Origin of the sequence: Sphaerospermopsis sp. FACHB-1194, assembly GCF_014696235.1 — a bacterium.
GTDB lineage: Bacteria > Cyanobacteriota > Cyanobacteriia > Cyanobacteriales > Nostocaceae > Sphaerospermopsis > Sphaerospermopsis kisseleviana.
This window is the reverse complement of record NZ_JACJPU010000028.1, coordinates 39,373-63,960: the sequence shown is the minus strand read 5'-3', so window position 1 is coordinate 63,960 and position 24,588 is coordinate 39,373. Positions and strand designations below refer to the sequence as shown.

Here is a 24,588-nt window from a genome sequence, read left to right as displayed (position 1 = left end):
TAAATCCCGTTGATCAAGTTAGCATTGATTGGCGGTTTTGTATTTTTTGTTTGGGTTTGTTTGAAAATGCACACTTGGCACTGGCACAATTGGGAAGGTCTACCTTACCTGACTTGTAATCTTTTGACACCTTGGCCTCATGGTTTTTTTACCCAGCAGTTTTGGCCACGTCCACCGCAGGAGTTAACACAGGTACTGCAACCAGAAGCTGCTGCTTATCGTTTAAAACAAGTTCACGGTAATACTGTTTTGACTCCCCAAGAGGTAGATGAACATTTAAACAACAGCAATGATGAGTTGGCGTTAGCAGATGGTTTAATCAGTGAAAAACCTTTACAGGCTGTTTGGGTGGCTTCTGCTGATTGTACACCGGTGCTGATTGGGGATGTCAAAATCGGACAGGTAGCGGCTTTACACGCGGGTTGGCGGGGTACAGCAGCGCAGATTGTTCCCCAAGCCATTAAAAAGATGCAATCTCAAGGTAGCAAACTGGAAGATTTACGCATTGCTATGGGTCCTGCGATCGCAGGTGAAGTTTACCAAGTTTCCGTGGAAGTGGCTGCGGAAATTGGAAGCACTATTATACCACATAATGACCCAGAAAAAATAGTTGCTGCTTTACACGATTTACCTGATTCACCTTTATTACCGGATGCAGAACCGGGAAAGGTGCGTTTAGATGTGCGTCGTGTTAATGCTTTGCAGTTAGAGCAGTTGGGGTTTAGTGGAGAACAAATTGCGATCGCTCCTTACTGTACCTATCAATCTCCTGAACACTTCTTTTCTTATCGTCGAGAAAAGGAGAAAAAGGTGCAATGGTCAGGAATTGTTAGTTTATCTTAATTTCCTGTCAGTAGTAACATAATGTTTGATGTGTTACCGTTGTATTGAGCATGGCATTAGCATTTCTATTTAGGGTTTGCTGAAAAAGTTATCTGTGAAAGCTAGGTGACAGGTGACAGGTGACAGGTGCTACGCCACGGTGACAGTTTCAAGAGTTGGATAGGAACGATTTTTTCTTTAAGAGGGTTTTGTGTTACCCTGCTTTCTTCTCTAGTATCTGTCACCTAGTTTATCCCCAAACTATTTGCAAATTCAAAACAAACCCCGGTAAAACATCTTCACCTGATAATTCTTGAGGAAATTCTAATACTTCCACTGGTTTACCAAGACGATAAATTTCCACTTGACGCATTTTACGATTAATCAACCAACCTAATCTTACTTCATTATTGATATACTCCCGCATTTTTTCCTGAGTTTCTTCTAAACTATCACTGGGTGACATTAACTCTAAAACAAAATCGGGTGCGATTGGTGGAAACTTTTCCTGTTCTTCCAGTGTGAGTGCATCCCATCTTTCTTTTTTTATCCAAGCTACATCAGGAGAACGGTTTGCACCATTGGGAAGTTTAAAACAGGTGGAAGAATCAAAACAAACTCCTAGTTTATTTTGACGATTCCAAAAAACAAAATCTGCCGAAATTTCAACATTACGTTTTCCCGTTCCTCCTCCTGTGGGTGACATAATCTGTATTTCTCCTTTTGCATTTCTTTCAAATTTAACTTCAGGATTTTCTCGACACAATTGATAAAATTGATGGTCTGTGAGTTGGATAATAGGATTTAAGTTGACGGTGATAGCTGTCATAATTATCTCTGCGGATATAATATATATCAACTCGTATCTCAATAATAAATCAACTTGGTATGATTTGGTTATGCTATTTAAGAAAATTTACTTTAAAGCATCCTTTAATAAATCCCTATGCAAAAACGCCCCATTTATCAAAGATTGAATTTTCTCCGATGATAAAGATTCACCATTTTGATAAAAATCTAACCAATTTTTACTAATTAAATCTACATCATCGGGGATATTTTCTAAATCCCATCCAGGTATTTGTAAATCTTCCATTAATCTGTTTATCTTGGGATCATAACTCAATGCAAAACAACGACAACCTTCACTAGCAGCCATAATTAAACTATGTAGACGCATTCCAATAACCATATCTACACCCTGAAATGCACCTTTTAAAATTTCCGGTGCTTCTAAACAAAGAATCTGACTATTATCTGTTAATTGCAGTTGAATTTTTTCGGCAATTCCTAAATCTTCGCTTTTTTGAAATGGTAATATTAAAATAAAGGCTTGGGTAGCTGTTTGTAACTCCACCAAAGCACGAGTTAAATTTGCTAATCTAGTTTCTGTAAGTTGGGGATGATTTCTTAAAGTAACTGCAATTCTTGGTTTTGGTAAATCTGCTAATTCTGCTACTGATTGGGACTTTAATGCCCAAACTGGATCAGGTGCAAGAATATGTGGTATATTCCAATTTGATAATAAAGCCGAACTAGAGCGATCGCGTACACTGACTTGAATACAACCAGCAAAATTTCGCTTTGCTAACCAGCGAGTTTGCGGACGCAACAAAGGTCCTATTCCCTGTCCCCAAGCTATAGTTTTTAATTTTAGGACTTGAGCGATCGCCATTAATCCGCCATAATAAAAAGGGCTAATGGTACTAGTCACATCCTGCATTAAACTACCACCACCCCAAATGAACGCATCACAGGAACGTAAAGCTTGAATTACCTGTAAAAACGCCATGCGGTTGTAACTTTCCACACCATAACGCCGACTCGTTTCTTCAGGATTTCCAGAAAGCACTACAGGGGTGACATGAGGTGGTAACATTTGCAAAAGTGTAGCTAACAAAGCTTCATCACCACCATTACCTTTGCCGTAATACCCAGATAATAAAACACGCATCTTCAATAATTTTGGATTTTGGATTTTGGATTTTGGATGTTAGATGTTGGACTTAGGCCGTAATCATGGAAAAATAAACCGCAAAGGACGCAAAGGACACAAAGGAAAGAGGGTTTGTGAGGTATTCTACGTAAGTCCTGATATTTTAGATTTTGGATTACCAATTTTTTAAGTGGTTATCTACAACTGACAACTAATAGACAACTAATAACTGATTACTGACTATTATGCACGCCCTTTCGATTCCCACCTGGATTATTCACGTTTCTAGTGTTATTGAATGGATAGCCGCTATTTGGTTAATCTGGAGATACGGTGAACTGACAAAAAACCGTAGTTGGTGGGGATTGTCCTTTGCCATGTTACCAGCTTTAATCAGTGCTATGTGTGCTTGCACTTGGCATTATTTCGACAACCCCGAATCCCTAGAATGGTTAGTCACCCTCCAAGCTACCATGACATTAGTGGGTAATTTTACCCTTTGGGCGGCAGCAGTGTGGATTTGGCGTTCTACCAAGTCTGCAACCAAAATTGAAGCAAAAACCATCAAATCAGAACCATGATATCAAAAGAAACCCTCTTTGCCCTTTCCTTGTTTCCCTATTTGGGTTTCTTGTGGTTTATTAGCCGTAGTCCGCAAATGCCACGTTTAGCCCTATATGGATTTTACGGTACTTTAGTATTTGTCGGTATTACTATTCCCGCCGGCATCTATGCCAAGGTTGCTTATGGAGAAGCTTTAGCCAATATAGACTGGTTACATGGAGGCGCTGAAGTATTTTTAACCCTCGCTAATATTTTAGTCGTCTTAGGTTTTCGCCAAGCAGTACAAAATTTAGGGAATAAGGAATAGGTGATAGGTGACAGGGGGAGCGAAGCGATTTTGTGAGATCGGGTTTTAATTCTCAATTAAATTGCCTAATTCTCAATAAAAACACATTTTCTGCCGCGATCGCACCCCTAAATAGGGGTTGCTGAATAAACTGAAAACCACGATGAATAAAGAGTTTGAGGGTGAATACCTATGTGCAGATGATTTTTTGTCTCTCTACCCCCCCTCACAGGGGTAGGTTTTTAATATGATCTGTGAAGGCAAGACCAGGAAGACAAGGAAGATTTTATACGGACAATGGTTTTTTGACGGACTATTTTTGTGACTAAAAATACAGACTTTGTACTGTTTTCCTCCCTTGTCACCTTGTCCACCTTGTCCACCAAGTCTTGCCCTGACGACAATGTAAAATACCTACCCTTGTGAGGTTAGGGGGGATCTCAATTCCTAACCAAAAATACACCCACTACGCGCAGGAACATTCAAATCAACACTCTGATTATTCCACTTTATTTCCCCATTTCCAAACAATAAATTTTGCAATTTATTTTCTAATTTCCCACCATCAAAACTCACTGTAACCGACTCCTCACCCACATTTACTGCAATCATTAACTCCTCATTTTCCCAAATTCTTATAAACACATACAGCGTACTTTCCGCATAAATAACTTGATAACTTCCCACCCTCAAAGCTTGATATTGATTACGTAAAGAAATTAATTGTTTATGGGTTTTCAAAATTTGCAAATTCCAATTAGCTTCTAAAGGAAAACCACGACGACAATCAGGATCTAAAGCACCTGGTAAACCCACTTCATCACCATAATATATACTAGGCGCTCCCGGAAAAGTCAATAATAACAAAGTTGCTAATTCTAAAGATGCAACATCACCACCTGCAATAGTTATTAATCTCGCTGTATCATGACTTGCTAATAAATTCAGTTGTGTAAGTTGAATTTCCCAAGGATAAAGTGTCAATAAGTCCTCTATTTTCTCCGCATATTCAGCAGCAAATAAAGGTGGAAAAGGTTGATAATCACGTCCCTTTACCATTTCTAAATCTACACGGTTTCCCGCAGTAAAAGCAATAGTTGGACCCGTAAATAAATAATTCATTACCCCATCAAATTGCCTTCCATCCAACCACTGACGGGAATCTGTCCACACTTCTCCGACAATATAAGCATCGGGATTTATTGCTTTGACCCTATCTCTAAATTCTTGCCAAAAACCAGGAGTTTTAATTTCAAAAGGTACATCTAAACGCCATCCATCAATACCAAATTTAATCCAATATTCGGCAATTTCCATAATATATTCCCGCACTTCTGGGTTATCATGATTAAACACTGGTAAAGAACGAATACCCGCCCAACTTTCATAATTTGCAGGTGCATCACCCGTATAAGGTGCAAGTGGCCAACCTTGAATTTTAAACCAATCTACCCAAGGTGAATGAGGTCCATTTTCTAATATGTCGTGAAAAAAGAAAATCCCCCGACTCGCATGATTAAAAACCCCATCCAACACAATTTTAATATTACGTTGATGTGCTGCATCTAGCAATTCTTTAAATGCTGCATTTCCTCCCAATAAAGGATCAACTTGATAATAATCATGGGTGTGATAACGGTGATTACTTGCAGATTGAAAAATGGGAGTAAAGTAAATAGCGTTAACGCCTAAACTTTGAATATAATCTAATTGTTCTAAAATCCCCCATAAATCCCCACCTTTATAACCTTGGAGTGTGGGGAAAGCATCCCAATCTTCCCATTTTGGATCATTTAATAAACGTTTCCGGGGTTGTGTACTTTTAGCGAATCTATCGGGGAAGATTTGGTAAAAAACCGCGTGTTTTACCCAGTCTGGTGTGTGAATTTGCATATCTACTAATAAATTATGAAATTGTCGATATATCTAATAAATTCTCCCAAACTAGGAACACAATTGACAAGTTTAATATATATAAATTCATAATCTAAATTAGCTGCTAGTCTATTCAGTTGTTTTTCACTCTTATTGTAACCTTTGCCGACATGATTATAAATTTGTTTGATGTCATCTGAAGGTTTAAGTCGTGCTTCCATATCATCGGTTTGAGGATTAAAACCAAAAAGTTCCTCAATTCTATCAGGTGTTAAGCTGGAATCTATTTTAATAAAATGATTATATTCTGCTAAAAACCATGCTTCTATTTCCATCACAGCAAGCACTATATTTACAGGAATTGAACCTTTGGGTAAAGAATAATTCAAACCTCTTTGCAGTTTGAATTTTTCAGCTATGGGTATGGGGTAAACATCTCTTAATCCTATTACTCTCTCATAACCAGCAGTAGTAAGAAAATTATATTGGTCTCTCATGTCGGAAACGACACTTTCATCACGACAAGAGTTATAAATTAAAACATAAAATTTTGTTGCAGAAGTAACAGGATCTTTCATTATTACTTGAGCAGAGTTGCTTTTTTCCCTAGATTTAATTTCTATGGATATATGTAATTTACCAGCAATTTCTGTTAATAACTTTTTGACAAAAATTTGTTCAGTTTTCCCCTCCACAAAAATAGCTAATTTTTTCACTGTTCTATATTCTCCTCATTACCAAATCCCTCTAGATAGAATTGGGTTGCAAAGAAATCAAAATTATTTAAACCAGTGAATTTAAAATCATCAAATATTTCTTTTGAATTATGTATATTATGAAGTTTGGCTAATCCTGGTTGTCTCTCAATAACTGACCAATATTCTAAAGGAACACCATTCATAATAAATCGATCATTCGTGGTCATAATTAACTGAACTAATCCTTTTTCTGCTTCAGCTTTACTAACAAGTAACTTAATCATCGCTGATGCTCTTTCAAAATCGAGTCCTTCACCAATATCATCTATTAAAATACAACTAGGTTTTTTAGCTAAGAGTGAATAGTTTACTTGAATTATGAGAGATAATGCTCTAAACATACCTTGAGACATAATTGATTGTTCAGTTTGATTTTTTAAATCACTTTCCTGAACATAAAGATATTGATATTTTCCGTCTGGCAAAGATAGTTTATCTCCTTTAAAAATCGAAGTTGATGGAGTTTTCAATCCCAATTCATTTATTTTGTAACCTAGATATAACATATCGGATTTTATAGATGTAATAAAACTTTCTCCTAGCTCTTCCTCTCCTCTTTTAAAGATAGCAATTACATTGTCTTTATTTTTGAAGTCTATATTTCCTTTGAGTAAAGAAAAACTTTCATTATTAATTTCAAGCTGACTTTTTCTACCTAAATCCGTTCCAAATTCGTAATATCTCAATGAGTTTGCCCAATTGTAAATTTCCTCGAAAAAAGGATGTTGAATAGAATCTCTACGATTAAAAGCAGCAACTTCACTAGGCGGTGTTTGAAAATCAATTTCCTGATCTAATTGTACAGCCTGAATTTTACCTTTTCCTGATTCATCTCTATTCAGGTAAGATTTAGCTCCTATCGTGTAACTCTCTTTAATTACTTGTCCATTCTCAGCTTTTAAGATGTAGACTTTTTTCTCATCTGTGTGATTAATATCAAAGGTTAGCTTCCACTCTCTTAACCTACCATCCAGCTTACTCAGTCTTTCTTCACCAGCTAAAAAATCCGCTATAAACTTAATAGTTCTGAGGATTCTTGATTTTCCAGAGGCGTTTTTACCTACAATTAAGTTTATATCACCTAGTTGGCAATTTTTTAAACGCCATTTATTTTCATCTTGATAATATTCAACTAAATCTAATCTCATAAATGTTTGATTTCTTACAATTTATTCAGGTAATCAGGGTTGATTATATCCCTTTAGTAATGATACTGATTCTTATCCTACAAGAAAACATTAACCTGTGATTGAGTTTTTCTTGTTGATTAACCCAATATTATCAGCTTCATCGTTTGCAGAGCGATATTCCCACCCAGAAAAACTACAATCAAAGTAAAAGCTCAAAGTAAAAGCTATGGAAATCGCCATGTCTTTACCTAAAACACCTTCCCCCACCCTATATGAAACCGACTACCTGCAATGGATAGAAACAACCTTGTCTAAATTACAAAATCAGGACTACACCAATGTAGACTGGGAAAACCTGATTGAAGAAATCGCTGATATGGGAAGGAGTGAACGCAAAAGTCTTAAAAGTAATCTGATTGTAATTCTGCTGCATTTGCTTAAATGGCAATTTCAACCGAACCAGAGAAGCGGTAGCTGGGAAAGCAGCATCATTGAACATCGCAGACGTGTACAAGAATCACTCCAGGATTCTCCCAGTCTCCAACCCTATCTAGAGGAAATTTTTACAGAATGTTACACACAAGCAGTCAAGCAAGCAAAAGCTGAAACAGGTTTACCAAGAGAATCTTTTCCTGTGATTTGCCCATATCATCTACAACAAGTCATCAGTGATGATTTTCTACCTGATTAACAAAATCTATCCATTATTAATACATTAGTTCTATTTTACTGGTTTGAACCCAATCTCAAAAATTCTTCCTCAAGATTCTTTGATCCCCCCTTATCAGTTGCCACTGATAGTCCTAAACTGTAGGTGAGAGTTGAAAGGCAGTCTGGAGAAATTTTGTGAAAAAAGTTTTAGCAATCATTCTTGGTGGAGGTGCGGGTACACGACTGTATCCCTTAACCAAACTCCGCGCTAAACCCGCAGTACCCGTAGCTGGGAAATATCGCTTAATAGATATCCCAATCAGTAACTGCATAAATTCAGAAATCTATAAAATCTACGTTCTCACACAATTTAACTCAGCCTCTTTAAATCGCCATATTACCCGTGCTTACAACTTCGGTGGCTTCAGTGATGGGTTTGTAGAAGTGTTAGCAGCACAACAAACTCCAGAAAACCCCAACTGGTTCCAAGGTACAGCCGATGCTGTACGTCAGTATCTCTGGATGTTACAGGAATGGGATGTAGACGAATTTCTGATCCTGTCTGGTGATCACCTTTACCGCATGGATTACCGTCAGTTTATCCAGCGTCATCGGGAAACCAACGCTGATATTACCCTTTCTGTGATTCCCATAGACGATCGCCGCGCCTCCGATTTTGGTTTAATGAAAATTGACAACTCTGGTAGGGTGATTGACTTTAGCGAAAAACCCAAGGGTGACGCTTTAGCCAAAATGCGCGTTGATACAACCATCCTGGGGTTAACTAAAGAACAAGCTGAATTACAACCATATATCGCCTCAATGGGCATATATGTGTTCAAAAAAGATGTTTTAATCAAACTGCTGAAAGAATCTTTAGAACGGACTGATTTCGGTAAAGAAATTATTCCTGATGCCGCTAAAGATCATAATGTTCAGGCATACTTATTTGATGATTACTGGGAAGACATCGGAACAATAGAAGCATTTTACAACGCCAATTTAGCCCTGACTAAGCAGCCTCTTCCACCCTTTAGCTTCTACGATGAAGCAGCACCAATTTACACCCGCGCTCGTTACTTACCACCTTCTAAATTATTGAATTGCAATATTACAGAATCAATGATTGGTGAAGGTTGTATTTTGAAAGACTGCCGGATTCAACATTCAGTTTTGGGAGTGCGATCGCGGATTGAATCAGGTTCTGTAATTGAAGAAACCCTGATTATGGGTTCAGACTATTACCAACCATCGGTAGAACGTCAATGTAGTATAGAACAAGGTGATATTCCCGTTGGTATTGGTACAGATACCATTATTCGCCGAGCCATCATTGATAAAAATGCCCGCATTGGTCATAATGTGAAAATTATCAACAAGGATAACGTCCAAGAAGCTGAACGGGAAAAACAAGGATTTTATATCCGTAGTGGGATTGTAGTTGTTCTCAAAAATGCCGTGATTCCTGATGGAACAGTTATTTAGTCTGGTGATTGGTGATTGGTGATTGGTGATTGGTGACTGGTGACTGGGAAAATACAAATAATTTAATTTCTCCCCATCTCCCCATCTCCCCATCTTCCCTATTCCCAATGACTAAACTACTTTTACTAATTGGTCTTCCTGGTAGCGGTAAATCAACATTGGCTGCACAATTACTAACAGAATGCCCTCAGATGCAACTCATTTCTACAGATGCTATCCGGGGGCAGCTTTTTGGTTCTCAAGCCACTCAAGGTCCTTGGTTTTTGATTTGGCAAGAAGTTGAAAGACAGTTTCAACAAGCCACTATTGCCAATATACCCACCATTTTTGATGCTACTAACGCCCAAAGAAGAAATCGCCGGGAAGTTATAGAATTAGCCCGTCACACTGGTTTTACTCACATTACTGGTATATGGGTAAGAACTCCCGTTTGGTTATGTTTAACACGCAATAAAAAACGCGATCGCCAAGTTCCAGAAGACGTTATTTTGCGAATGCACCGCCAACTCTGGGATGCTCCCCCCAGCTTAGATGAAGGACTAGACGACATAATTTATAAGTAAGGTGGGGTGATTGGTGATACAATTTTGGATTTTGGATTTTGGATTTTGGATTTTGGATTATTTTTGTCATCTCCAATCTAAAATCTAAAATCTAAAATCTAAAATTTTCTCCTCCTGCCTCCTCAAGAGTACGGTAATTGCGCTGGCACTATGAGCGACAACCACACTGGATTTTTGCTATTCTTTGCTAATTTAGGATCATCATCCTGTTTCCGGGCATTAGACCAGGCAAACAGTAAATCTCAACATCTTAGAAAAAAACATAACTTAACTTTACCTAAATTTTTACAGGAGGCTGGTAGATGGCTGCAACCGATTTTAAAGACTATTACTCAATTTTAGGAATCAGTAAAACTGCCAGTCCAGAAGACATTAAACAAGCTTTTCGTAAATTAGCCCGCAAATACCATCCCGACGTTAACCCCGGTAATAAACAAGCAGAAGCAAAATTTAAAGAAGTTAACGAAGCTTACGAAGTTCTCTCTGACCCTGATAAACGCAAAAAATATGATCAATACGGTCAATATTGGCGGCAGGTAGGAGAAGGTGGTTTCCCTGGTGGATCAGGGGTAGATATGAGCGGTTTTGACTTTGGTCAATACGGCAGTTTTAATGATTTCATTAATGATTTATTTGGTGGTGCAGGACCACGCACCAACAAACAAAGTTATTCCTATCGTACCTCTACAGGTAAACCAGGTACAGGTTTTGGCGGTTTTAATGATTTTGGTTTTCAAGATATGGGCGGTGCTGCTGCCCAAGATAGTGAATATACGATTAGTCTCACTTTTGCTGAAGGATTCGCAGGAGTGCAAAAACGGTTTAGTCTAGGTAATGAAACTATAGATGTTCGTATTCCCGCAGGTGCAAAAACCGGTACTCGGTTGCGGGTGCGGGGTAAAGGTCAAGTTAACCATAGCACTCAACAACGGGGAGATTTATATTTAAAGGTGGAACTGCAACCCCATTCTTTTTTCCAATTTGAAGGTGATCATCTTCTTTGTGAAGTACCGATAACTCCTGATGAAGCTGCTTTAGGTGCTTCTATTGATGTTCCTACTCCTGATGGTAGTGTGAATGTTAAGTTACCAGCAGGGGTGCGTTCTGGTCAGTCTCTGCGGTTACGTGGTAAGGGTTGGCCTTTGGCTAAAGGTGGACGCGGTGATCAATTTGTGAAAGTGGCGATCGCACCCCCCAAAGACCTCACCCCACAGGAGCGAGAATATTATGAAAAACTCCGCTCTATTCGTACCTACAACCCCCGCAGTCATTTAGCACAGGTGAAGTTGTAAGGAGTTAGGAGTCAGAATGACTCCTATCATTAAATTGTGTTAGTAATTTCTCGATACTGGCATTATGTTCTAAAAAAGAAAATAGATGTCTGTAACTTAATTTCCCGTCTTTATCTAATACAAACTGCGCTGGTAAGGGCGCTCCTAATGCTTGCCCTGTGTGATATGTTCTAAAAATATGACAACTAGGATTTATTAATAAGGGCATTTTTAATCCTAAGTCTCTTACTACTGCTTGACTTTGGTGTTTATCTGTGCTGGTGATCATTAAAATTTCTATACCCCGTTTTGTAAATTCCTCATAATTTTCATTTAATGCTTTAATATGAGGATAACAAAAAGGACAATATTGTTTTTCTGTAAAAATTCTTGTAAATGCTAAAATAACAGGCTGTTGACCACGATAATCTGATAATTTGATTGTGCGATTATTGGTAACATCTGTTAATTTAAAGTCAGGTGTTAATATTCCCAATCTTAAATCATCGAGTGCTGGTTTGGGTAACAAATTGCGGAAAAATCGCTCGTTCAATAAACCTGTAAAATCTGTAGATGTCAACATAAATAATTAAAAGTTAAAAGTTAAAAGTTAAAAATTAAGAATGGGTAATGGGTAATGGGTAATGGGTAATAGGTAATAGGTAATAGGTAATATTTTCCCAATCACCAATCACCAATCACCAATCACCAATCACCAGTCACCTACACTGCTGCGAAGTAAACTTTAGACTTCACAGGATCGGGAACCATTGTTTTTTCTCCGGGTTGCCAACCAGCAGGACAAACTTCGTCTGGGTGAGATTGAACGTGCTGAATAGCCTGTAATGTACGCAATGTTTCATCTACACTGCGACCAAATGCTAAGTTATTAATGGTAGAATGTTGAATTACACCATCTTTATCAATGATAAACAAACCACGCAAAGCAATACCAGCTGCTGGATCGAGAACGTTATAGTCTGCGCTAATTTCTTTCTTGATGTCGGAAACTAGGGGATAATTTAAGTCACCCACACCCCCAGATTTACGATCTGTTTGAATCCAAGCGAGGTGAGAAAATTCACTATCTACAGAAACACCTAAGATTTCTGTATTAAGATTCTTGAATTCTTCGTAGCGATCGCTGAATGCTGTGATCTCGGTGGGGCAAACAAAGGTAAAGTCTAAGGGGTAGAAAAACAGGACTACATACTTGCCGCGATAGTCAGAAAGTTTGATGGTCTTAAATTCTTGATCTGCTACAGCTGTTGCTGTAAAATCGGGAGCCTGTTGACCAACACGAAGACATCCATTATTGAGTGACATTTAACCTAGTTCTCCTTGAGTTTTATATCCATTTTTTGGCGTGGGTATCTGGGTTAGATCAACCATTCCTCCACGCTCATCACAGTTTAGTTACAATCTGTTACGACTATATCATAGTCATTACGATTTTGAGAACAGTTGATAGTTGATAGTTGATAGTTAAGAGTTTTTACCAATGACCCATTACCAATTACCAACTACCCATTACCCGCTACCAATTTAAAAGCCAATGTTTGATTTAGATACAAGAGAATGGTTACTAACTAATGGCTTAGGTGGTTTTGCCAGTGGTACAGATGCGGATGTGCATACACGGACTTATCATGGTTGGTTATTTGCGGCTACAAATCCACCTTCAGGCAGAAAATTACTACTTTCCCATTTAGAAGCAAGTTTAGAAATGCCAGGAAAAGTTATAGAACTGGGAACAAATCTTTGGGGTACGGGTAAAATTGAACCAACAGGATATAAATTTTTACAACAGTTTGATCATAACCCAGTTCCCAAATGGGTTTGGAGTGGGGATAATTGGCAGTTATCTAGGCGTTTGGTAATGCCAAATTGGGGACTGGGGACACTTCGACAAGCTCAGTGCATCGCTGGGGAATGGGGACTAGAAGGGGATAGGGTAAAGGTCTGTAGCAATAATCAAAGAGTTTTGATTGAATATCGGTATGAGGGGAAAGAGGAAGGGATTTTAAGGTTAAGGTTGTTTATAGGCGATCGCAATTTTCACCATCAACAAATAGGTAACAAAAAAATCCAGTTTTCCCAATTACTCCATCAAAATATACTGTGTTTACAAATGAATAACTGGGATAACTTTTGTGGTAACTTTGGTACACCTTGGCATTTACGATGGACCCAGGGAAAATATCAAGTAGATGGGTTATGGTATTGGAATTATAGTTTACCAGCAGAAACAAAAAGAGGATTAGGCGATCGCCAAGATTTATATAGTCCTGGTTATTTAACCGTAAACTTGCAACCAGGAGATACAGTCACCCTAGAAGCTAAAGTAGGTTTCCCCGACTCCCAAGAAAATTTTTCACCTGATAGTTTTACAGAAGCAGTAGTAACAGAACAAGCAAGAATAGCGCAGATTTTTGGGTGGGGAAATGAGGAGACGGGAAAATGGGGTGAAAATTCTTCCTTAACACTTTCTTCTTTACTGTCACCTGTTACCTGTCACCTATCACCTATTCAAAAACAACTACTCAAAGCCAGTGATCAATTTATAGTTTATCGTGATTCCATAGCCAGTCCTACGGTAATTGCAGGATATCATTGGTTTAATGATTGGGGAAGAGATACATTAATTGCTTTACCAGGATTAACATTAGTAACAGGACGTTTTGAAATTGCTAAAGGACTGTTAAAAACCTTTGGGAGTTACTGTCGTCATGGACTCATACCGAATACTTTTCCTGATGTAGATAACGAACCATTTTATAATAGTATTGATGCTGCTTTATGGTGGATTGAAATTTTAGGACTTTATTTAGAAACTACTCAAGATTGGCAATTTTTGTTAGAACAATTTCCTATTGTGCAGCAAATTCATAAAGCTTTTGTTAGCGGTACTCGTTATAATATTCAAGTTGATGCTATTGATGGTTTAGTGTCTTGGGATGCTCAAGATGTAGCGTTAACTTGGATGGATGCACTGGTAGAAGGAATACCTGTAACACCACGTTGCGGTAAAGCAGTGGAAATTAATGCTTTATGGTATTCTGCTTTATGTTGGTTAAGTAAATGGTCAGAACATTTAAGTCATGAATATATAGATCATTCTAGTCGTTTAATCAATCAAAAACAACGTTATCAACAACAAGCAGAACTGGTAAAAATATCCTTACAAAAATTTTGGCATCCCCAGTTAGGTTATTTATATGATCTCATTGATTTAGAGGATAGTCGTAATTCCCAAATTCGCCCCAATGCTATTTTAGCTTTATCTTTACATCATTGTGCTTTTTCCCAACAGCAAGGACAAAAAGTTTTAGACTTAGCAACTTCGCGGTTATTAACTCCCTATGGTTTACGCAGTCTTGATCCTAGTGATCCAGAATATCAGGGAAAATGTGAAGGAAGTCCGCAAAAACGCGATCGCGCTTATCATCAAGGTACGGTTTGGACTTGGTTGATCGGTGCTTATATTCGAGCTTGGGAGCGTTTTTATCCTGAAACACCCTTACCTTTTGACTGGAAACCGTTGTTAGATCATTTTTCATCTAATGGTTGTTTAGGTTCAATTTCGGAAATTTTTGATGGTGATGCACCCCATACTCCTAGAGGTGCGATCGCTCAAGCTTGGTCTGTTGCTGAAGTTATCAGACATTATAAATGATTGTCTCACGCAAAGGCGTAAAGGCGCAAAGAGAAAGTAAGATTTATAGGAAACTCTAGGTTAATCAAGTTATAGATACAAATTATAACACTCTTGTGGTACGGGCATCTTGCCCGCTAAGGGAGTTTTAAATTTTACATAACTAAAATGAAATTTACTGTATTTGTTTAATTGCCTACTGAGTATTTTATAGCTTATGATGTAATTATCACAAGCGTTAAAACAATACTCAGAGTTTCATCAATATGGATTTCGTTATTTTAGATACTGAAGGTAAGCCATATCTTACGGAATTAGCGATAGTTGATAGTCAAGGTGTGGTAATTTATGAAGGTTTTTGTGATGGTAGTTATCATGGCTTTCAAAATGTTCTCAATACCAAAAGTTTGAAAACTTTATTAACAGAATTTTTGACTATTGTTGAAGATAAAAAAATCATCTGTCACTATGCAGAACATGATATAGAAATCCTCAAACACAGTTGCCAACAAGTTGGTTTATCCTGGCAGAACTTACAACATAAATTAAAGTTTGATTGTACTTGGATTTTAGCTAAAGACTGTTTCCCAAATTTAGAAAGTTATTCTTTAGAATATTTGTGTAAATATTTGAATTTAAAAGATCATAATCATCTATATTTTAATCCTGATATGGCGCATAGTGCGCGTTATGATGCCATATTTACCTATCATCTTTATCAAAGAATCATGTTAGAAAATCTGAAAAAACAACCTAACCCATTTAGTAGTAGTCGCGTTGATACACCTTTCCAAAATCATCCCGATTATCCTGATACTTATCATCAACAATTTCAGATTTTACAAACTGCATTAAATAACATCAAATTAGATCCCAATCATCAAAGTAAAGGAGTTGTTGTTATTGGAGAACCAGGAACAGGGAAAACTCATTTAATGATGCGACTTACCCATGAAAGATTAACAAGCAACCGCTTATTATTTATTCGGCAACCTAATAATTTTCAATCTATACTTTATCATATCTACAGTAGAATTTTAGAATCTTTGGTTGAAAAGGTAGGAAATTTAAATCAATTAGATTCTTTAATGATTAACACCTTTAGAAAAATAGTTAGTTTATCTGATAGAGAAGTCAAACAAAAAGACATAGATATTTTAAAAGCTTTATATGATTTAGAAGATCATGACATCAATGCTTTAGGTAAAGACAATACTCAACGTAAACGGGAATATTGGCAATATATAGAAAAGACTATTAATGAATGGTGGATGAATAATTACGCAGCAGGAAGTTTTGCTTTATCTATCATTAAAGGAATGGTAAAATATTGCAGTTATACAGATTATAACTACAGAAATATTAGCACTCGTTGGTTAGCAGGAAATATGTTAACTGATGAAGAAGCAGAAAAGGTGGATTTACCAAATTGGGGAGAGGAAATTAGTAAAGAAGCATTTTCTTTAGAAGCAATTTCCGTGTTAGGTAAATTATCCACTTTAGATGAACCGCTAATTATTATTTTTGATCAATTAGAAGGTTTAGGACTTCCTCACAACCAAGATATTTTATGGAATTTTGGGGAAGCAATAAAAGAGATTTTTACTCATGTTCCCAATAGTTTAATTATTTTGAACTTATTTCCTGATAGATGGGAAAAGTTGCAAACAACATTTGATCAATCTATTATTGGGAGAATATCGCAATATCAAATTGCTTTGCGTCAACTGACAGAAGGAGAAATTAAAGCTATTCTCAAAGTAAAAATGCAAACTTTAGATATTTCCTTAGAACAGTTATTTACGTCTGAAGATTTAGAAGATATTTTAAGTAAAACACCCATTCGTGCTGCTTTAAACCGTGCTGCTAAATACTATGATTTGAGAGTGAACAATATTCCTTTACCAGATGAGAGAAAAGCAATTAGAGAATTAGATCAAAATGAAAAAATAGAACAACAATTAAAATTTTTACAACAACAGCAAAATACAATCATAGAAGTTTTAAACCAATTAATTCAAGGTACTCAATTATCTAAGACTGCTGATTTTAGCACCTTACAGGATAAATTATCAAATTTAGCAAAATATTCACCGAGTGAAAATGTCAATTCTAGCAGTTCTGGAAATCCAGTAATTGAATATCTCAAACAACGTCGTACAGAATTAGAAAATAAATATCATAACGCAATTATTATTAGTGATAGTGATGATATGGGTAAATTGAGGAATATTGCTGAAGCTTTAACTCACATTCAGTCATTCAAATTAACACAATATCGTTTTGGTAAAAAGGTATTACCAGAACATATTGTGATAGAAAGAGGAACTAAATATCATGTAATGGCATTTTTAGAAGTTAGTGGTACTTCCTTTACAACTCGCATTAGTAATTTTAATCAATTAGTTAGGGGTTGCTGAGAAAGTCTTTCCGTGAGGGCATAGGAGTCAGGAGTCAGGAGTCAGGAGTCAGGAGAAGATTTGAAAATTTCTTTGCCATCTCTTGAAATCCCAAAAAATGCACACTTTTTCCGGTATACCCTTCAAAACCCTTGCACTTTTTTCCTGTTTATCAGCCTCTAACCTTTGATATATCAAGGTTTTAGGTTTATTCAGCAAACCCTAGTTATTAATAATCCTAATTCCCAGTTTATTTTAATCAGAGATGAACGTCAAGAAGAAATTACGGGTAAAGTGGGGAGAGAAAGAATTAAACAACTAGAAAATAGTACCAATGGGAAGTTTATTTTATTCAATAGACAAGATAGAATTTTATTTGATTTAATTTATGATTTAATTGTTAGTATTTATAACAAAGATTTAGATGTTGACTTAGAAACAGCACTAACCTTTATTACCACTCATCAAGAATGGTATCATTGGATTTTTAACAAGTTTGGTTTTACAGAACCATTAAGTTAGAAAACTGAATAAAATACCGATTCGGTGGGGAAGCAATATGTTGTTTAACCCCAACGATGATAAATTATGCAGATTGAATTTCAGCTAACTTTCTCCCATACAAAATAGCCAGAAAACCTGTAACATACATATATAAAGCGTAAACTGCTGCCGGTATGGCCATATCAGGATTATTCAGAATCCCCGCAGTAATAGCTATAGCCAGTGTACCATTTTGTAGCCCGACTTCAATCGCTATACAGATTTGTTGAGCAGGTTTTAGATTTAAAAGTTTGCTCACATAAAACCCCAAAAACATAGAAATAGTATTCAACAAAACAACAGCAACACCGACTTGAACAATAAAACCAGGTAGTTTTTCCCACTCACGAATAACTAACAAAAGAATAATTAAAGCTAATAATCCTCCTGCAAGACGGTTGGTTACTTTTTCCAAAGAAATTGCAAATTGAGGAAACAATTTTCTCACTATCATTCCCATAGAAATAGGAACAATAGTCATGATAAAAATTTGTAAGATTGTCGGTAAAATAGGTAAAGCAATGGTAGCACTTTCACCTATAAAATGTTGATATGCAAGGTTGCCAAAAATGGGAATTGTAAACACTGTAATTAAACTACTAAAAGCAGTGAGAGTGACAGAAAGTGCAACATCACCTTTAGCAAGAAACGTAATAATATTTGATGATACTCCCCCTGGACACAATGCAACTATCATTAACCCCATTGCAATTACAGGTTGCATCGGTACAACTTTAGCAATGATAAAACCAATAATAGGTAACAAAATTAATTGACTGAACAAACCAATAGCGACTGCTTTGGGATATTTTGTTACTCGTTGGAAATCTTCAGGGACAAGAGATAATCCCATCCCTAACATAATGATCGCTAAGGATAGAGGTAGAACAACTGCACTTAAAAAACTTGCTTGCATATCTGTATTTAATTAAACAATTAATGAAAACAATAATTAGTATTTCATGTTTTATAAACATTTGTCAATTTCAAAAATCCGCAGCAATGGAAGAATCAAAAATTTCTCATGTTAATAGAATGATGACAACTGAAAGTGTGGCTAAAATTGGTTATGATAGTTTAATGGCAAATAAAACTATTGCTATTCCCGGAATTAGAAATCAAATATTAGCTAGATCCGTGAGATTTGCACCTAGAAATATAGTTACCAAAATTGTCAGAAGTATGCACGAATTGAGGAAATAATTTCAGAATTTAGGAGTCAGGAGTCAGAATATTGACTTGCATTACAAATAATTTTACTGTTCCTCTTTTAACAACCAAAAACCGCTAAAAGTCATCCCTGAATCATCAGGTTGTACCAATAAAAAATGCAAACCTTTACTTAATTGTTTGCGTTGTTCATAAACTTTTGCTGCTGCTGTAACTTCTGCATCTTCAAAAGTTGCTAAAATCCATCTATCTGCTAAACCTGCTTCTAAAATTAACCCATCAGGTGAACCAGGAATATAATTTAAACTCACAGGGTTAGTTTCTTGTAACCATCTTGCTAAACGCAGAGATTGTCTACCACCATAAATTATCACACCGGGAATAGGAACAGTTGAAGCTAAACCTAAATTAATTGGTTGTAGAAATTCTGGTATTTGTAAAACAGGAATCGGACGATCTGCAAATTCATCAATAATATCACCAGCTTGAATATTTGCAAAACGCCATTCTTCACCCCAGAGATTTTCTGGTAATGGTGTTGGTGGTGGTTTATCAATAACTAAGGAATATTGCTTTTCTTGCAACCATTGTTTTAACGCTTGAGTGCGACGGGTAGCTTCAATTTCAATTTCAATTTCTAAATTATTCGCTGCTGCTGTAATTAAACTTAAAGCTTGAGGACGAAAAACTTGAATAATATCAGGTAATTTTTCCTTAGCTGCTAGTTTAAAATGTTCTGTTAACCAATTTGAATTTGCTTGTGACTGGGGACAGGTAGCGATATATTCAAAGTTACGACTTGGATCACAAATCAATAAATCCCATAATATCTGTCCTGCTGTATCTTTTTGGGGACTGCGATAAAAATCAACTTGCCAAATTAGACTCATGATTACTATTGATGTTTTTTGTTGTCAATTTAATTTTTACCATAAAACGGGGTGTAGTGGAAAATTTCCCATCGGTAAGCAGGAGAGTAATCATCAGTCATTGGTTTTTAATACTTTAGATATTTTAATACTTTAGATATTTTAATACTTTAGATATAAGTTGGTTAATTTTTCCTATTCCTATGAGTATTAAGTGATATATCTCCCCTTTGTACTTGATACGTAATTGTTAAAATCATAAGTTTTAATTGACCATCACTGTAGTTAAATCATACTACTTTTTGAAGTGCGGAATGTGGGTCTTAATGTTGACACACAAAAAAGGTTTGGTGGTTAACCAAACCTCGCTATAAATCCAGTGCATAACAACATCCCAAAGTAATTTAACCTGTCTGGTTTTGTGGCTGCATCTTCCCAGAGGATGTATGCAAATATGCGAAAAACTGATAATAGATGATCCGGTTGCCAAAAATTCAGTTATTACCCCAAATAAAAAAGGACGGGGGTTATCCCGTCCGCACTAATAGCTTGAAAGTGGCAATACACCTTGGAATATAAAAAAAATAGTAGAAATAACATTCAATAGGTTGTCAGGATTGTCAATGACATCAACAATAAAAACGGTAATTTAAACCGTGTAAATTGTTTGATTCATAGATTAATCTCTGCAACTTTGATTAATCTAGCACAATTAATTTTTGAGTTTCTGCCAAAATGGCAAATATTACAATGACAAAAGAGACGGGTTTTAACCCGTCCACGGTATAATAATGAAAAACATCTTGGTAATTTCTGTAATATATCAGGTTACATTAGTGGATGATTGCCAAAATGCCAAATCCCACATTCCGCACCCACAACTGTCACACCCCAAGGAAATGGATGTATTTAGTACATAGGAACTAATTGCTGAGAAGATTTGTTAAAGCTTAATAGGAATTATTACTATTTAGATAGAGATACAGTTAACAAATACAACTAAGTATAAAATTATTGGTTCTTAGGTTATTTTGATAGAAAACTGAGTTCAAAATCATTGAAAAGTTTATCCTCAATTACGATGAAAAAACTAAAAAAATGTGTTGACTCAACAGAAAAATGAGAAAATTGAAATAGATACTTTGGTGGAGTTTCTGTTGTCATGTTTAATGTAAAAGACCTTGATTTGAAGAAGATAGACCATTTAGGGATAGTAGAAATAATTAATAATTTACTAGGATCAGAACCAGAAGAAAAAGTCAGTGCAGGTCAGGTAGTAAAGGCGATGATTTTAAACGGTTTAAGCATGATGTCACAGCCTTTATATATGTTCCCAAAATTCTTTGAATTAATCGCTTGTGAACACTTAATTGGTGCAGGAGCAAAACCAGAATATTTCAATGATGATAAGCATATTTTAATTGGACTATTTAGCTCATTAATCAAATTAATGTTCTGAAATTTTCATGGCGTTTTTAACTTTATTTTTAGATAAGCATAAGTTAAAATCATGTATTGAGATTATCAGGATAAAATTATATTATTAAAATTCTCTACTAAACCACTCTTATTTTGGATTGGATGTTTAAGGTCGGTCTAAAATCCAAAATTAGTTTAAATCAATCAAGGAGAGTTGGTTAATTCCTCAATTAATTGGTCAGGAGTAAGAATTCGCGGTGTAACTACGGGGAAATCTTGAGAATTACGGGTAATAATCGCATCTAATTGATTAACTACAGCAGTGGAGTATTGAATGGCATCTTCAAAATCTTTAAAATTGGTTGTGAAAGCCATTGTAATTGCAGCCTGATTTACCGTGGCAATTTGACAGAAAGTAACTAACTGATTTAAATAGGTAAGCGTCCAATCTCGACCTCTGGCTTTACGGATGATATAATACAAATCACTAAAAGTTGAAGCTGAAATATAACCTGCAATTTTCCCTTGTTCAATCAGTGATAAAACTTGTTCACTTACATTCCAAAAAGGCTCTCTTTCTAGGGCATTATCAATGATGATATTAGTATCTAGCAGGATTTTCACAGGTTATATTTCTCCTTTAAATATTCATATTTAGCTTGATCTGGATCAAAGTCTGCTGGAACAGGTGGGGCATTTTCAAATAAACCCTCAAATGCTTTTATCCTAGATTTTCTCTTTGGTGTTTCTGGTGCTGGTTCACTTGCTGGGGTTGTGGTATTATCAAGGGTCTCAGTAGCTTGCCAAACTACAATTTCTACATCTCCAGGAGGTAAATTCAGGGGGTCGGTAATTACTAATTTACCAGATGAATCAATTTTTCCTTTGAGTTTGTATGCTTGCATGATGTTTTTCACTAGAAGATGTTTCTATATTATCTCGTATTCCCTCAAAGTAAATATATAAAAAATTGCAAGTGTCAAAGAAATTATAGTCTTTTATCTTTTGGTGCTGTTTCAAGAATTTTTTTCAGTATTATATCTGATGCAAGACGGATATCTCTTATGGATGCTTCTTGGATAGACGCATATCTAACTGAAAGTTTTAAGCCTTTTTTATTGGCCTCTTCTATAACCTCTTTGTATTCACCTATGGTAAATAAATATATATCTTTCTGAATTTACTTAAATTCTTTTATACTTTTAGTGTAGATTAACAAAAGGGCTAAATATTTTTTTGCTTCAACCAAGGACTCTTCTATTTTATCTTTGTTTTCTTCAATATCAAAATAAAGAGTTAATACTGTTGAGAGATTTTTAATACAACCAGAATAAATATCCCTGATGTGCAGGGTAAGAGCATCTCAATCAGGCTTGACATAAGGGCTTTTCGGAATCTAATGTAGAGTCAATGAAACAAGAACGTATCTCTATCTAAATAGTAATAATTCCTATTAAGCTTTAACAAATCTTCTCAGCAATTAGTTCCTATGTACTAAATACATCCATTTCCTTGGGGTGTGACAGTTGTGGGTGCGGAATGTGGTCCAAATAGCTGGTGATTGATGATCGGTGATTGATGATTGGAAAATAGCGTAATATCCAGATACCCGACTTCTGTCAAAAGTCGGGTATCTAGCTTTTCAACATTTTATGTTTAATGATGTTGATCTACTTAGGGTTTCCTGAATAAACCTAAAACCTTGATATATCAAAGGTTAGAGGCTGATAAACACAGAAATTAGTGCAAGGGTTTTGAAGGGTATACCGGAAAAAGTGTGCATTTTTTGGGATTTCAAGAGATGGCAAAGAAATTTTCCAATCTCCTACTGACTCCTGACTCCTGACTCCTGACTCCTATGCCCTCACGGAAAGACTTTCTCAGCAACCCCTACTTACCAGTTTGCTTTTAAAGCAAAAATTTTCTCAATGATATCTTCTACAACTTTATCAGGTGTAGAAGCTCCAGAGGTGACACCAACAACTATTTCTCCTTCCGGTAGCCAGTTTTCTGCTATTGTCAATTCTCCAGTTAATTGCCGATGTTCGATGGCGTTAGCTGAGAGAATACGCTCAACGCTATCAATGTGATAGGAAGGAATATTGCGGTCAAAAGCTATCTGTTGTAATTGTGTAGTATTCGAGGAATTAAATCCACCAATTACTACTATTAAATCTAAATTGTGTTCGACTAATTCCAACATGGCATCTTGTCTTTCTTGGGTAGCGTCGCAGATGGTGTTGAAACTTTGGAAATGTTGATTTAATGCAGCAGGTCCATATTTCTGCATCATGGTTTTCTCAAAGAGTTTACCAATTTTTTCGGTGTCACCTTTGAGCATGGTTGTTTGGTTGGCAATACCCACTTTTTCTAAATCTTTGTCAGGATCAAATCCAGCAGAACAAGCTTTAGCAAACTTGGTTAAAAATTCCTCACGGTTGCCACCATTGAGGATATAGTTAGCCACATATTCGGCTTCTTGTAAATTCAAAACAATCAGATATTTACCTGCAAAGGAACTGGTAGCAACGGTTTCTTCGTGTTTGTATTTACCGTGAATAATTGAGGTAAATTCGCCTTTTTTGTGTTTTTCAACTGTGTTCCAAACTTTGGAAACCCAAGGACAAGTTGTATCAACAATTTGGCAACCTTTATCATGTAAAATTTGCATTTCTTGGACGCTGGCACCAAAGGCGGGCAGAATGACTACATCACCTTGATCGACAACAGAAAAGTCCTTTTTATTAGCTTCAACAGGAATAAATTGGACTTCCATTTCTTGCATCCGTTGGTTCACAGAAGGATTGTGAATTATTTCGTTGGTGATCCAGATGCGTTCTGTGGGGAAGTGCTGACGAGTTTCATAGGCCATTGCTACGGCACGTTCTACACCCCAGCAAAATCCAAATGCTTGTGCTAGTCGGATAGTAACATTACCTCTTTGAAGGATGTAGTTGCGATCGCGTATCTCTTGAATTAAGCTACTTTCATACTCAGACTGCAACTGAGTGGACACTTCTGCTTTATGTCCAAATCCTTTCCGATTGTAATTTTCTGAATGTTGGAGGCTACGTTTAAAAGCTTTGGTATCCATTTTGTGTTGTCTGCTAAAATCAATATTTCTTATTTTCTCTTGCCAAGACACAATTCAGTTAATGTGGTGATTGGTGATTGGGGACTGGGAAAGAAGGG

The 24,588-nt window shown here is 36.3% G+C and carries 23 protein-coding genes and 1 pseudogene; 12 read left to right on the top strand and 12 right to left on the bottom strand.

Annotated elements, in window-relative coordinates; all coding sequences use genetic code 11:
* Positions 1-66: 66 nt before the first annotated feature.
* Positions 67-843 (top strand): peptidoglycan editing factor PgeF, encoded by a 777-nt coding sequence (pgeF, locus tag H6F45_RS16480; protein WP_096572868.1) that lies wholly within the window; start codon positions 67-69, stop codon positions 841-843.
* A 229-nt stretch (positions 844-1,072) separates the two neighbouring features.
* Here pgeF and H6F45_RS16475 read toward each other — a convergent pair whose 3' ends face one another.
* Both H6F45_RS16475 and csaB read right to left on the bottom strand, forming a co-directional pair.
* Positions 1,073-1,651, bottom strand: a complete 579-nt coding sequence (locus H6F45_RS16475; protein WP_096572148.1) for a Uma2 family endonuclease — start codon at positions 1,649-1,651, stop codon at positions 1,073-1,075.
* A gap of 87 nt (positions 1,652-1,738) precedes the next feature.
* Positions 1,739-2,776: a polysaccharide pyruvyl transferase CsaB gene (gene csaB / locus H6F45_RS16470; RefSeq protein WP_137666676.1), complete on the bottom strand. Its 1,038-nt coding sequence runs from the start codon at positions 2,774-2,776 to the stop codon at positions 1,739-1,741.
* A 227-nt stretch (positions 2,777-3,003) separates the two neighbouring features.
* Between csaB and H6F45_RS16465 the strand changes: the two genes are divergently transcribed.
* Positions 3,004-3,339, top strand: a complete 336-nt coding sequence (locus H6F45_RS16465; protein ID WP_096572146.1) for a DUF2499 domain-containing protein — start codon at positions 3,004-3,006, stop codon at positions 3,337-3,339.
* On the top strand, positions 3,336-3,629 hold the full coding sequence (locus tag H6F45_RS16460; protein ID WP_096572145.1) for a DUF3593 domain-containing protein: 294 nt from the start codon (positions 3,336-3,338) through the stop codon (positions 3,627-3,629). The genes H6F45_RS16465 and H6F45_RS16460 overlap by 4 nt, the downstream gene beginning before the upstream one ends.
* A 426-nt stretch (positions 3,630-4,055) precedes the next feature.
* On the opposite strand, the gene H6F45_RS16455 is transcribed toward H6F45_RS16460, so the two are convergent.
* Genes H6F45_RS16455 through H6F45_RS16445 form a run of 3 tightly spaced genes read right to left on the bottom strand, consistent with a single transcriptional unit; the run spans position 4,056 to position 7,389 of the window.
* Entirely contained in the window at positions 4,056-5,501 is a 1,446-nt protein-coding gene (locus tag H6F45_RS16455) for a glycoside hydrolase family 13 protein (protein ID WP_190347740.1), read from the bottom strand.
* Positions 5,502-5,506: 5 nt separating this feature from the next.
* Positions 5,507-6,199, bottom strand: a complete 693-nt coding sequence (locus tag H6F45_RS16450; RefSeq protein WP_190347738.1) for a DUF4276 family protein — start codon at positions 6,197-6,199, stop codon at positions 5,507-5,509.
* The gene (locus H6F45_RS16445) at positions 6,196-7,389 is read right to left on the bottom strand and encodes an ATP-binding protein (protein ID WP_190347736.1); all 1,194 of its coding nucleotides are present in this window, start codon (positions 7,387-7,389) and stop codon (positions 6,196-6,198) included. The genes H6F45_RS16450 and H6F45_RS16445 overlap by 4 nt, the downstream gene beginning before the upstream one ends.
* A 208-nt stretch (positions 7,390-7,597) precedes the next feature.
* On the opposite strand from H6F45_RS16445, the gene H6F45_RS16440 reads away from it, so the two are divergent.
* From H6F45_RS16440 to H6F45_RS16425, 4 genes are all read left to right on the top strand, one after another.
* Positions 7,598-8,062 (top strand): DUF29 domain-containing protein, encoded by a 465-nt coding sequence (locus tag H6F45_RS16440; RefSeq protein ID WP_242052647.1) that lies wholly within the window; start codon positions 7,598-7,600, stop codon positions 8,060-8,062.
* 155 nt (positions 8,063-8,217) lie between these two features.
* A complete protein-coding gene (locus H6F45_RS16435; protein ID WP_096572140.1) occupies positions 8,218-9,507 on the top strand; it encodes a glucose-1-phosphate adenylyltransferase in 1,290 nt (429 codons plus the stop codon).
* 107 nt (positions 9,508-9,614) lie between these two features.
* Positions 9,615-10,070, top strand: coding sequence for an AAA family ATPase (locus H6F45_RS16430; RefSeq protein WP_137666681.1), 456 nt, complete (start codon positions 9,615-9,617; stop codon positions 10,068-10,070).
* A 302-nt stretch (positions 10,071-10,372) separates the two neighbouring features.
* A complete protein-coding gene (locus H6F45_RS16425) occupies positions 10,373-11,362 on the top strand; it encodes a DnaJ C-terminal domain-containing protein (protein ID WP_190347734.1) in 990 nt (329 codons plus the stop codon).
* Between the two features lie 4 nt (positions 11,363-11,366).
* Here the strand turns inward: H6F45_RS16425 and H6F45_RS16420 are convergent, their stop codons facing one another.
* Complete coding sequence (locus tag H6F45_RS16420) at positions 11,367-11,924, bottom strand: redoxin domain-containing protein (protein ID WP_190347731.1); 558 nt, start codon at positions 11,922-11,924, stop codon at positions 11,367-11,369.
* A gap of 140 nt (positions 11,925-12,064) precedes the next feature.
* Positions 12,065-12,667, bottom strand: coding sequence for a peroxiredoxin (locus H6F45_RS16415; RefSeq protein ID WP_137666683.1), 603 nt, complete (start codon positions 12,665-12,667; stop codon positions 12,065-12,067).
* Positions 12,668-12,896: 229 nt separating this feature from the next.
* On the opposite strand from H6F45_RS16415, the gene H6F45_RS16410 reads away from it, so the two are divergent.
* The 3 genes from H6F45_RS16410 to H6F45_RS16400 all read left to right on the top strand — a co-directional run bounded on the left by H6F45_RS16410 (position 12,897) and on the right by H6F45_RS16400 (position 17,917).
* Positions 12,897-15,017 carry an amylo-alpha-1,6-glucosidase gene (locus H6F45_RS16410; RefSeq protein WP_137666684.1) on the top strand — a complete coding sequence of 707 codons (2,121 nt, stop codon included), beginning with the start codon at positions 12,897-12,899 and terminating at the stop codon, positions 15,015-15,017.
* A gap of 245 nt (positions 15,018-15,262) precedes the next feature.
* Positions 15,263-17,416 carry an exonuclease domain-containing protein gene (locus tag H6F45_RS16405; protein WP_242052646.1) on the top strand — a complete coding sequence of 718 codons (2,154 nt, stop codon included), beginning with the start codon at positions 15,263-15,265 and terminating at the stop codon, positions 17,414-17,416.
* Between the two features lie 165 nt (positions 17,417-17,581).
* Complete coding sequence (locus H6F45_RS16400) at positions 17,582-17,917, top strand: hypothetical protein (protein WP_190347729.1); 336 nt, start codon at positions 17,582-17,584, stop codon at positions 17,915-17,917.
* 64 nt (positions 17,918-17,981) lie between these two features.
* Here the strand turns inward: H6F45_RS16400 and H6F45_RS16395 are convergent, their stop codons facing one another.
* On the bottom strand, positions 17,982-18,854 hold the full coding sequence (locus tag H6F45_RS16395; RefSeq protein ID WP_137666685.1) for a bile acid:sodium symporter family protein: 873 nt from the start codon (positions 18,852-18,854) through the stop codon (positions 17,982-17,984).
* Positions 18,855-18,940: 86 nt separating this feature from the next.
* On the opposite strand from H6F45_RS16395, the gene H6F45_RS16390 reads away from it, so the two are divergent.
* Positions 18,941-19,141, top strand: a complete 201-nt coding sequence (locus H6F45_RS16390; protein WP_190347727.1) for a hypothetical protein — start codon at positions 18,941-18,943, stop codon at positions 19,139-19,141.
* Positions 19,142-19,194: 53 nt separating this feature from the next.
* Here the strand turns inward: H6F45_RS16390 and H6F45_RS16385 are convergent, their stop codons facing one another.
* The gene (locus tag H6F45_RS16385) at positions 19,195-19,998 is read right to left on the bottom strand and encodes a Tab2/Atab2 family RNA-binding protein (RefSeq protein WP_190347726.1); all 804 of its coding nucleotides are present in this window, start codon (positions 19,996-19,998) and stop codon (positions 19,195-19,197) included.
* Between the two features lie 1,141 nt (positions 19,999-21,139).
* Between H6F45_RS16385 and H6F45_RS16380 the strand changes: the two are divergent.
* Positions 21,140-21,388: pseudogene (locus H6F45_RS16380) on the top strand (DUF4277 domain-containing protein); the annotation flags it as partial.
* A gap of 212 nt (positions 21,389-21,600) precedes the next feature.
* Here H6F45_RS16380 and H6F45_RS16375 read toward each other — a convergent pair.
* The 3 genes from H6F45_RS16375 to H6F45_RS16365 form a co-directional block, all read right to left on the bottom strand.
* Positions 21,601-22,020 (bottom strand): PIN domain-containing protein, encoded by a 420-nt coding sequence (locus H6F45_RS16375; protein ID WP_137666688.1) that lies wholly within the window; start codon positions 22,018-22,020, stop codon positions 21,601-21,603.
* Positions 22,017-22,301, bottom strand: coding sequence for a hypothetical protein (locus H6F45_RS16370; protein ID WP_190347725.1), 285 nt, complete (start codon positions 22,299-22,301; stop codon positions 22,017-22,019). The genes H6F45_RS16375 and H6F45_RS16370 overlap by 4 nt, the downstream gene beginning before the upstream one ends.
* A 989-nt stretch (positions 22,302-23,290) precedes the next feature.
* Positions 23,291-24,490: a 4-hydroxy-3-methylbut-2-enyl diphosphate reductase gene (locus H6F45_RS16365; protein ID WP_137666691.1), complete on the bottom strand. Its 1,200-nt coding sequence runs from the start codon at positions 24,488-24,490 to the stop codon at positions 23,291-23,293.
* Positions 24,491-24,588 lie beyond the last annotated feature (98 nt).

Coding starts and splice junctions, on each gene's coding strand:
- pgeF (WP_096572868.1), top strand. CDS start 67: ATGCACACTTGGCACTGGCACAATTGGGAAGGTCTACCTTACCTGACT.
- H6F45_RS16475 (WP_096572148.1), bottom strand. CDS start 1,651: ATGACAGCTATCACCGTCAACTTAAATCCTATTATCCAACTCACAGAC.
- csaB (WP_137666676.1), bottom strand. CDS start 2,776: ATGCGTGTTTTATTATCTGGGTATTACGGCAAAGGTAATGGTGGTGAT.
- H6F45_RS16465 (WP_096572146.1), top strand. CDS start 3,004: ATGCACGCCCTTTCGATTCCCACCTGGATTATTCACGTTTCTAGTGTT.
- H6F45_RS16460 (WP_096572145.1), top strand. CDS start 3,336: ATGATATCAAAAGAAACCCTCTTTGCCCTTTCCTTGTTTCCCTATTTG.
- H6F45_RS16455 (WP_190347740.1), bottom strand. CDS start 5,501: ATGCAAATTCACACACCAGACTGGGTAAAACACGCGGTTTTTTACCAA.
- H6F45_RS16445 (WP_190347736.1), bottom strand. CDS start 7,389: ATGAGATTAGATTTAGTTGAATATTATCAAGATGAAAATAAATGGCGT.
- H6F45_RS16440 (WP_242052647.1), top strand. CDS start 7,598: ATGGAAATCGCCATGTCTTTACCTAAAACACCTTCCCCCACCCTATAT.
- H6F45_RS16430 (WP_137666681.1), top strand. CDS start 9,615: ATGACTAAACTACTTTTACTAATTGGTCTTCCTGGTAGCGGTAAATCA.
- H6F45_RS16425 (WP_190347734.1), top strand. CDS start 10,373: ATGGCTGCAACCGATTTTAAAGACTATTACTCAATTTTAGGAATCAGT.
- H6F45_RS16420 (WP_190347731.1), bottom strand. CDS start 11,924: ATGTTGACATCTACAGATTTTACAGGTTTATTGAACGAGCGATTTTTC.
- H6F45_RS16415 (WP_137666683.1), bottom strand. CDS start 12,667: ATGTCACTCAATAATGGATGTCTTCGTGTTGGTCAACAGGCTCCCGAT.
- H6F45_RS16410 (WP_137666684.1), top strand. CDS start 12,897: ATGTTTGATTTAGATACAAGAGAATGGTTACTAACTAATGGCTTAGGT.
- H6F45_RS16405 (WP_242052646.1), top strand. CDS start 15,263: ATGGATTTCGTTATTTTAGATACTGAAGGTAAGCCATATCTTACGGAA.
- H6F45_RS16395 (WP_137666685.1), bottom strand. CDS start 18,854: ATGCAAGCAAGTTTTTTAAGTGCAGTTGTTCTACCTCTATCCTTAGCG.
- H6F45_RS16390 (WP_190347727.1), top strand. CDS start 18,941: ATGGAAGAATCAAAAATTTCTCATGTTAATAGAATGATGACAACTGAA.
- H6F45_RS16385 (WP_190347726.1), bottom strand. CDS start 19,998: ATGAGTCTAATTTGGCAAGTTGATTTTTATCGCAGTCCCCAAAAAGAT.
- H6F45_RS16370 (WP_190347725.1), bottom strand. CDS start 22,301: ATGCAAGCATACAAACTCAAAGGAAAAATTGATTCATCTGGTAAATTA.
- H6F45_RS16365 (WP_137666691.1), bottom strand. CDS start 24,490: ATGGATACCAAAGCTTTTAAACGTAGCCTCCAACATTCAGAAAATTAC.